The organism is Methanosarcina spelaei (assembly GCF_002287235.1).
GTDB classification, from domain to species: domain Archaea; phylum Halobacteriota; class Methanosarcinia; order Methanosarcinales; family Methanosarcinaceae; genus Methanosarcina; species Methanosarcina spelaei.
Genome location: NZ_LMVP01000469.1, coordinates 1 through 279, shown reverse-complemented (window position 1 = coordinate 279; position 279 = coordinate 1). Strand labels below are relative to the sequence as shown.

The following is a 279-nucleotide window of genomic DNA, read 5'->3' as shown; positions in this document are numbered from 1 at the left end:
TTACAGCAACAGTAAAAGTGGGGAGTTACCCTTTAGGAATCGCAATCAACCCGGAGGGAACAAAAGTATATGTGGCAAACGAAGAAAGTAATACTATTTCTGTAATCGACACAGCTACAAACAAGATTACAGCCACGATAACTGTAGGAAAAGAACCTGTTGCCTTTGGGAAGTTTATAGGTTCCGTTTCTGTGCAAAACCCAGTAATTCCTGATGCAAACTTCGTAGGATCTCCAGTATCAGGAAGTATTCCATTAAAAGTGCAGTTTACTGATAAGA

Annotated in this window: 1 pseudogene; it reads left to right on the top strand. The window is 39.8% G+C overall.

Features of this window, described 5'->3' with window-relative positions:
- Positions 1-71 precede the first annotated feature (71 nt).
- Positions 72-279: pseudogene (locus ASJ81_RS16745) on the top strand (hypothetical protein); the annotation flags it as partial.